The 8033-nt window shown below is 73.1% G+C and carries 7 protein-coding genes; 5 read left to right on the top strand and 2 right to left on the bottom strand.

The features are described 5' to 3' along the window. A partial coding sequence (locus ADK60_RS05890; RefSeq protein ID WP_053643812.1) for a serine hydrolase domain-containing protein occupies window positions 1-783 on the bottom strand: 783 nt, incomplete at its 3' end. Between the two features lie 126 nt (window positions 784-909). Between ADK60_RS05890 and ADK60_RS47480 the strand changes: the two genes are divergently transcribed. Further along, window positions 910-2358 carry a serine/threonine-protein kinase gene (locus ADK60_RS47480; RefSeq protein WP_159400320.1) on the top strand — a complete coding sequence of 483 codons (1449 nt, stop codon included), beginning with the start codon at window positions 910-912 and terminating at the stop codon, window positions 2356-2358. 6 nt (window positions 2359-2364) lie between these two features. Here the strand turns inward: ADK60_RS47480 and ADK60_RS05880 are convergent, their stop codons facing one another. Beyond that, window positions 2365-3114, bottom strand: coding sequence for a TetR/AcrR family transcriptional regulator C-terminal domain-containing protein (locus tag ADK60_RS05880; protein ID WP_234370955.1), 750 nt, complete (start codon window positions 3112-3114; stop codon window positions 2365-2367). 107 nt (window positions 3115-3221) lie between these two features. On the opposite strand from ADK60_RS05880, the gene ADK60_RS05875 reads away from it, so the two are divergent. The 4 genes from ADK60_RS05875 to ADK60_RS05860 all read left to right on the top strand — a co-directional run bounded on the left by ADK60_RS05875 (window position 3222) and on the right by ADK60_RS05860 (window position 8024). Then, window positions 3222-4292: an ATP-binding cassette domain-containing protein gene (locus tag ADK60_RS05875; protein WP_063783055.1), complete on the top strand. Its 1071-nt coding sequence runs from the start codon at window positions 3222-3224 to the stop codon at window positions 4290-4292. Beyond that, the gene (locus tag ADK60_RS05870; RefSeq protein WP_053643808.1) at window positions 4292-5122 is read left to right on the top strand and encodes an ABC transporter permease; all 831 of its coding nucleotides are present in this window, start codon (window positions 4292-4294) and stop codon (window positions 5120-5122) included. The genes ADK60_RS05875 and ADK60_RS05870 overlap by 1 nt, the downstream gene beginning before the upstream one ends. A gap of 135 nt (window positions 5123-5257) precedes the next feature. Beyond that, window positions 5258-6244 (top strand): aldo/keto reductase, encoded by a 987-nt coding sequence (locus tag ADK60_RS05865; RefSeq protein WP_045938388.1) that lies wholly within the window; start codon window positions 5258-5260, stop codon window positions 6242-6244. Between the two features lie 292 nt (window positions 6245-6536). Next, a complete protein-coding gene (locus ADK60_RS05860; RefSeq protein ID WP_286185255.1) occupies window positions 6537-8024 on the top strand; it encodes an FAD-dependent monooxygenase in 1488 nt (495 codons plus the stop codon). Window positions 8025-8033: the final 9 nt, after the last annotated feature.

The following is an 8033-nucleotide window of genomic DNA, read 5'->3' as shown; positions in this document are numbered from 1 at the left end:
GCCGGGGAGTTCGACGGTGTGCAGGGCGGGGTCGTTCCAGCCGTGCGGTTCGTCGAGGCCGGGGAAGACCAGGGCGCCGTTCATGGTGACGATGCGGGTGAGCAGGTGTTCGGGGCCGGGCATCGGGCGGCGGCCGTCGGCCTCGGCGAGGCGGGCCAGGCGGGGGAGTTCGGTGGTGGGGAGGCCCAGGTGGGCGTCCAGGCCGAGGGGTTCGGCGAGGGTGGTGCGGAACCAGGCGCCCGGGGTGAGGCCGGTGATGCGGCGGATCACCTCGCCGATCGCGAAGCCGAAGACATGGCCGTGGTACTCGTGGGTGGTGTCCGGTTCCCAGAGGGGTGTCTGTTCCTCGATGGCGCGGACGACCGGGGTCCAGGCGGCGATCTCGTCGAAGGTCGGGGAGGCGTCGAGGACGGGGATGCCGGCCCGGTGGGAGAGCACCATGCGGGTGGTGATCGCCTCCTTGCCGTGGCGCGCGAACTCCGGCCAGTAGGTGGCGATCGGCGCGTCCAGGTCGAGCCGGCCCTGCTGGGCGAGCAGGTGGGCGGAGAGGGAGACCAGGGCCTTGGCGCAGGAGAAGACCGGGACCAGGGTGTCGGACTGCCAGGGCCGGCCGGTGCGTTCGTCGGCGATTCCGCCCCACAGTTCGACCACCTTGCGGCCGCCCACGTGGACGGTGACGGCCGAGCCCAGCTCGGGGAAGTCGGCGTAGTTGCGGGCGAAGGCGTCGGCGACCGCGCCGTAGCCCTCGTCGGCCCAGCCGTGGTGGTCGTGGCGCTGGTGCATGGGTGGTTCCGTCTCCCGGGTACACGATCGTTGGCGCGCCAACGGTAGGCGCAGGTCGGGCGGTGGAGGAAACGATTTGATGATCCGGCAGTAGTGGTGGGTGGTCCGGCCGCTAGGGTTTGGCGCGTGGCAGCGGTGAACGGGGCAGTGGTCGGGGGCCGGTACCAGCTCGTGGAGCTGATCGGCCAGGGTGGCATGGGGCGGGTCTGGCGGGGGTGGGACACCACCTTGGGCCGGGATGTCGCGGTGAAGGAGGTGCTGCTGCCGCAGGGCGTCACGGAGGCGGAGCGGGAGCAGCTCGTCCAGCGGGTGCTGCGGGAGGCGCGGGCCGCCGCGCGGTTGAACCATCCCGGGATCATCACCGTGCACGATGTGGCGGAGTACGAGGGTGCTCCGGTGATCGTGATGGAGTTCGTCGACGGGGAGTCGCTCGCGGCGGCCGTCGCCCGGGGCGGTGCGCTGCCGGTGGCGCGGGTCGCGGAGCTCGGGGTGGCGATGGTGAAGGCGCTCCGGCAGGCGCATGCCGCGGGCATCGTGCACCGGGATCTCAAGCCGGACAATGTGCTGCTGATGGGTGAGCGGGTGATCCTCACCGATTTCGGGATCGCGCACATGGCGGACGCCACCACGGCGCTCACCCGGACCGGGGCGGTCATCGGGACGCCCGCGTACATGGCGCCGGAGCAGTTGGAGGGCCGGCCCGCGGCTCCCGCCAACGACCTGTGGGCGCTGGGCGCGACGCTGTACTCGGCGGTGGAGGGCGAGACGCCGTTCAGTGGGGACACCTTCGGCGCGCTGTGTGTGGCGGTGGTGACCAAGGAGCCGCGTCCGGCGGTGCGGGCGGGGGCGTTGGCGCCTCTGCTGGGCGCGCTGTTGGCGAAGGACCCGGCGGCGCGGCCGTCGGCGGAGCAGGCGTTGGCGGCGCTGGAGGCGGTGGCCCGGGCGGGGGCCGGTGCGGGTGCGGCCCCGGGATTGGGGGCGTTCGGGCCGCCACCGGTGATGTCCGGGGGTGTGCCGCTGGGGCCGGTGCGGATCCCGCCGCAGGTCGGCCCCGGGCCGCTGGCGTCGGCCCGGCCGTCGGGCGAGTTCCCGCACGGGGGTTGGCAGGATCCGGTGGCGGTGGGGTGGGGGAGCCCGATGGACGCAACGGCGGCTCCGGCTCCGGTCCCGGCACCGGTGCCGGAGCGGTCCGGGGCGAATCCCGCGGTGGCGGTGCTGGTGCGCTTCATCGGGTGTCTGGCGCTGATCTGGGTCGTGGGCACGGTCTTGCCGTGGAACTACCTCGACCACGTCGTCAGGGGATTCGGACCGCTGGCGTTGGCCATCACCGGTGTACTGGCACTGGCCAACGCGGTGCCCCGGCCGCGTTGGCACCCGGCGGTGGTGTGGGTCGTGGCCGTCGTCGCGGACTTCGGCCTCTGGTACCTCACTGCCACCCTGCTGGAGGTCAAGTTCGGCGGCTGGTTCACCGGCTTCGGCGAAGTGCCCTGGCAGATCGCCGTGAACATGCTCCTGCTCGGCACGGGTTCCTGGCTGCTCTGGATGTTCGTCCCGGGCAGCCGCCGACGCCGGTAGCGGACGTCAGGCGGCTCCCACCGGAGCCAGGGCGGCCGTGATCACGCGGTCCAGTGAGCGGTCGAACACGGCGTCCGGGTTGTCGGCCGGGGGTCCGGTGGTGGCGAACGCGGCGGCCAGGTGCGGGAATTCACCGCTCGCGGCGGCGCGGCCGAGGTAACCGGCCAGGTCCGCCTGCCACTTGGCGCCGGCCGCCGCCGTGCGCTCGTACTGCGCGTACTGGCACACGAACCCGGTGAGCAGGGCGAGCGCCTCCAGGCGGGCGGTGCCGTCCAGGCCGCTCGGCTCGGTGACGGCGAGGAAGTGCTCGGTGTAGCGCAGGGCGTTGGGGCCGATCCCGGGGCGGGCGATCACCAGGGCCGGCACCCAGGGATGGCGGCGCAGGGCGGCGATCTGCTCGTGCGCGAGGCGGCGGAGGTCGGCCCGGCAGTCACCGGTCGGGGCGAGGCCGGAGTAGTCGTACTCACCGGCGACCGCGTCGAGCATGAGGTCGAGCAGGTGCTCCTTCTTCGGCACGTAGTTGTAGAGCGACATGGTGCCCGCGCCGAGCGCGGCCGCGACCCGGCGCATGGAGACCGCGTCCAGGCCCTCGGCGTCGGCGATGGCGATCGCGGCGGCGGCGATCGACGTCCGGCTGTGGGCGGGCCGGGGGCCCCGGCCGGTGCGCTCGGGGCGCAGCCAGATCAGTTCGGGCGACTCGCCGGGGGTCGGCGCGCCGGTGGGGCTGCTGCTGTTCGGGGGCTTGCTGGACGGCACTGGTAGATCACCTCGGTTCCCCATCTTAGATACGTACGGCGTACGTAGTACGATGCGCTCGCGTTCGCTTCTACGTACGCCGTACCTAGTGAGGGAGTGGCAGAGCCATGTCCGACACCGCCTGGGCCAGTGCCCCGAAGAGTTCCGAGGCCGCCCGGAACGCCGCCTTCGCCGTCGAGATGTCCGGTGTGGAGAAACGCTTCGGCGCCACCCGGGCGCTGCGCGGACTCGACCTCGCCGTGCCGGCCGGCACCGTCTGCGGCCTGCTCGGCCCCAACGGCGCGGGCAAGACCACCGCCGTCCGGGTGCTCGCCACGCTGGTCGCCCCCGACCGGGGGACGGCGCGGGTCGCCGGGTACGACGTGGCCCGCGAACCGGACGCGGTCCGGCGCAGCATCGGTCTGGCCGGGCAGCACGCCGCCGTGGACGAGGGCCTCACCGGCCGCGACAACCTGCACCTCCTCGGTCGGCTGCACCGCCTCGGGGGCCGGGGCGCCCGGGACCGCGCCGAGGAGCTGCTCGACCGCTTCGGGCTCACCGGGGCCGCCGACCGGCTGGTGCGCACCTACTCCGGCGGCATGCGGCGGCGGCTCGACCTCGTCGCCAGCCTGGTCACCGCCCCGCCGGTGCTCTTCCTCGACGAGCCGACCACCGGGCTCGACCCGCGCAGCAGGCGGCAGATCTGGGACGCGGTGGGGGAGTTGGCCGAGGCCGGCACCACGGTGCTGCTCACCACCCAGTACCTGGAGGAGGCCGACCGGCTCGCCGACACCGTCGTGGTGGTCGACCACGGCGCCGCCATCGCGACCGGCCCGCCCGAGCGGCTCAAGGAGTCGATCGGCACCCGGGTGTCGGTCACCCTCGCCGACGCGGGCCAACTCGGCCGGGCCGCCGTGGTCCTGTCGGCGCTCGCGGGGAACGGCGACGTGGCGGTGGACCAGGACGAGCGGACGGTGGAGGTGGTGTCCCGGCCGGGGGTGACGGTGCTGCTGCCGACGCTGGTGCGGGAGTTGGACGCGGTGGGGGTGGTCGCGCTCGATGCGGCGGTGCGGCCGCCCTCGTTGGACGACGTCTTCCTCGCGCTCACCGGGACGGTGCGGGGTGGCGGCGTCGACGACGCCGATGCCGCACATGCCGCAGATACCGCCGATGTCTCCGCCGAGAGGAAGGTCGCCTGATGTCCGTGGTCGCTGACCTGGCCGCCGACGCATGGTCGTCGATGCTCCGTGTCCTGCTCCACTACCGCCGCTCGCCCGGGCTGCTGGCCGTCTCGCTCGCCGTGCCTGTACTGATGGTGGTGGTGTTCGGCTATGTGTTCGGCAGTGCCATCACCGTGCCGGGTACCGACACCGGCGCAGCCGGTGCGTCCGGCGCCGGACCTGTCGACGGCTACCGGGAGTTCCTGATGCCCGGGCTGTTCGCCATGGTGGCCGTCAACGGCATCATGCCGACCATGGTCGGCGCCGCCCGGGACGTCGGGCGCGGCGTCACCGACCGGCTGCGCTCGATGGCGGTCTCCCGGACCGGCCTGCTGCTCGGGCAGACCCTCGCCGACCTGCTGGTGAGCGTGGTGGTGCTGGCCCTGCTGGCGGCGGTCGGCCTGGTCGTCGGCTGGCGGATCCGCGGCGGGCCCGCCGACGCGGCGGGGGCGTTCGGGCTGCTGCTGCTCTTCCGGTTCGCCATGACCTGGGTCGGACTGCTGCTCGGCCTGGCCGTCGGCAAGGAGGAGGCCGCCGGTCAACTGGCGGTCACGGTGTTCCCGTTGGCCATGGTCACCAACGCTTTTGTGCCCACCGGCGGCATGCCCGGCTGGCTGGCGGCGGTCGCCGAGTGGAACCCGATGAGCGCCGTCGTCCAGGCCGGGCGCGACCTCTTCGGCAACCCGTCCGCCGCCACGGCGGCCTGGCCGATGCAGCACGCCGTCGCGGCCACCCTGCTGTGGTGCGCGGTGCTGCTGCTGGTCTGCGGTCCGTTCGCGGTGCGGAAGTTCGCCACCCACGGCACGTAGCCGCACGGTCCGCCGTGTGGGGGACCGGCCCGCGCCGACCCCTGCTCCGGCACAGTCGGACGCACCCCGGCAACCCGTTTCCCACGGGGCGGAATGTGCTGGACAGCGCGGCCGGTGCGGCGGAGGGTGGGGCGCATGGAGTTCACCCACCTCGGCCGCACCGGCCTCACCGTTTCCCGACTCTGCCTGGGCACCATGAACTTCGGTCCGCACACCGAGGAGTCCGACGCCCATCTGATCATGGACAGTGCCCACGAACGGGGCATCAACTTCTTCGACACCTCGAACAGTTACGGACGTGACTCCGAGGGCAACCACAAGGGGCGCACCGAGGAGATCATCGGCCGCTGGTTCGCCAAGGGCGACGGCCGCCGCGAGCGGACCGTGCTCGCCACCAAGGCCTATGCCCCGATGGGCGATTGGCCGAACGAGGGACGGCTCTCCGCCCTCGCGATCCGCCGTGCCGTCGAGGACAGCCTGCGCCGGCTGGGCACCGACCACATCGACCTGTACCAGATGCACCACATCGACCGGGACGCGCCCTGGGAGGAGATCTGGCAGGCGATGGAGGTGCTGGTCGCCCAGGGCAAGATCATCTACGTCGGCTCCAGCAACTTCGCCGGCTGGCACATCGCCCAGGCCCAGGAGGCCGCCAAGGCGCGGCACTTCCTCGGCCTGGTCAGCGAGCAGTCCCTCTACAACCTGCTGGACCGGACCGTCGAGCTGGAGGTGATCCCCGCCGTCGAGCACTACGGGCTCGGCCTGCTGCCGTGGTCCCCGCTGCGCAGCGGCGTGCTCGGCGGTGCCCTGCGCAAGGAGCGCGAGGGTGGCCTGGTCCGCGGTGGGCTCCAGCACGCGGGCGAGATCCTGGCGGCCAACCGGGACCGCATCCAGGCCTACGAGGACCTCGCCGACGAACTCGGCGAGCACCCCGCCGACCTCGCCCTCGCCTGGCTGCTCTCGCGCCCCGCGGTCACCGCCCCGATCGTCGGCCCGCGTACCCTCGGCCACCTCGACGCGGCCGTGCACGCGCTGGACATCAAGCTCGACGACGACCTGCTCGCCCGCCTGGACACCCTCTTCCCGGGCCGGCGGCCGGCTCCGGAGGACTACGCCTGGTAGGAAGCCCGGTAGTTGTCCGTCGTCCCCGTGCCCGCCGAACGGTGGTGGGCACGGGGAGGGGGACCGTCGACGCCCGAAGCGGGGGCAAGAACAAAGGCAACGAGGAAAAGCCACTCGTTGCCACTCTCAACTTATAGCGGGTGGGGGGCCTTGCCGCAAGGGGGTGGGGGTGGCGCAGAATGACCGACCTGAACCGGGCGAGGATGAAAACGGCTGATTCATGGGATTTGGTCTTCTTTGTCTCCCTTGGTGGATGGCAGAACACGGCGGGACGGGGCAAGCGGTGATGGACGTGCGTTCGACGGTGGATGTGATCGTGGTCGGCGGCGGGCCGACCGGGCTGATGCTCGCGTGCGAGCTGCGGCTGCAGGGGGTCGGCGTGGTGGTGCTGGAGCGGCTGGCGGAGCGGACGGGCGAGTCGCGCGGGCGCGGTCTGCACGCGCGCAGCGTGGAGATCATGGACCAGCGGGGGCTGCTGGAGCGGTTCCTCGCGGTGAGTGAGAAGTTCCAGGTGGGCGGACTGTTCGGCGGCGTCATGGCGGCCTGGCCGGACGGCATGGACACCGCCCACCCGTACGGACTGGCGACGCCGCAGGCGGTCACCGAGCGGCTGTTGGAGGAACGGGCGCGCGAGCTGGGCGCCGAGATCCGGCGCGGCCACGAGGTGGTCGGGCTGGACCAGGACGCGGACGGGGCGGACGTCGAACTGGCGGACGGCACCCGGCTGCGCGCGCGGTACCTCGTCGGGTGCGACGGCGGGCGCAGCACGGTGCGCAAGGCGCTCGGGGTGGGCTTCCCCGGTGAGCCGGCCGCGGTCGAGACGCTGATCGGGGACCTGGAGTTCACCGAGGACCGGGCGAAGGTCGCCGAGGTGGTCGAGCGGGTGCGCCGGAGCGAGCAGCGGTTCGGCGTGGTGCCGGACGTCGACGGCCGTCAGGGGGTCGCGCGGATGATCGTGCCCGCGGACGGCGTGGCCGAGGACCGGTCGACGCCGCCGACGCTGGAGGAGTTCAAGGCGCGGTTGCGGGCCGTCGCGGGCACCGACTTCGGCGCGCACTCGCCGCACTGGCTCTCCCGCTTCGGCGACGCCACCCGGCAGGCCGAGCGCTACCGGGTCGGCCGGGTGCTGCTGGCCGGCGACGCCGCGCACATCCACCCGCCGACCGGCGGGCAGGGGCTCAACCTCGGGGTCCAGGACGCGTTCAACCTGGGCTGGAAGCTCGCCGCCGAGGTCGACGGCTGGGCGCCGGAGGGCCTGTTGGACAGCTACCACGCGGAGCGCCACCCGGTCGGCGCCCGCGTGCTGACGAACACCCGCGCGCAGATGACGCTGCTCGGTGCCGAGTCGGGGCCGACCGCGCTGCGCGAACTGCTCACACGGCTGATGGAGTTCGAGGAGGTCAACCGCTACATCACCGGCATGATCACCGCGGTCGACGTCCGCTACGACTTCGGCGCCGGCCTCCCGGACGACCAGGGCGGCGGCCACGAACTGCTCGGTCGGCGGCTGCGGGACGTCCCGCTGTCGGGCGGCCGCCGCCTCTACGAGCTGATGCACGAGGGCCGGGGGCTGCTGCTCGACCGCACCTGCGGCGGGCTGTCGGTCGACGGTTGGGCGGACCGTGTCGACCACGTCGTCGATGACAAGGACGGGGCCGTGGACGTGCCCGCGCTCCTGCTGCGGCCGGATGGCCATGTGGTCTGGGTCGGCGAGGACCGGCGGGAGCTGGAGGCCGCGCTGACCCGCTGGTGGGGTACTCCGACCGGCCGGGCACAGTAGTAGCGGCGG

Source organism: Streptomyces sp. XY431 (assembly GCF_001279805.1).
Lineage (GTDB): Bacteria > Actinomycetota > Actinomycetes > Streptomycetales > Streptomycetaceae > Kitasatospora > Kitasatospora purpeofusca.
Note: the sequence above shows the minus strand (reverse complement) of the source record. Positions and strands in the feature narration are given on the sequence as shown.

What these genes read in the sequence shown, in the direction of transcription:
- ADK60_RS05875 (WP_063783055.1), top strand. Translation starts at nt 3,222, where the DNA reads ATGTCCGACACCGCCTGGGCCAGTGCCCCGAAGAGTTCCGAGGCCGCC.
- ADK60_RS05870 (WP_053643808.1), top strand. Translation starts at nt 4,292, where the DNA reads ATGTCCGTGGTCGCTGACCTGGCCGCCGACGCATGGTCGTCGATGCTC.
- ADK60_RS05865 (WP_045938388.1), top strand. Translation starts at nt 5,258, where the DNA reads ATGGAGTTCACCCACCTCGGCCGCACCGGCCTCACCGTTTCCCGACTC.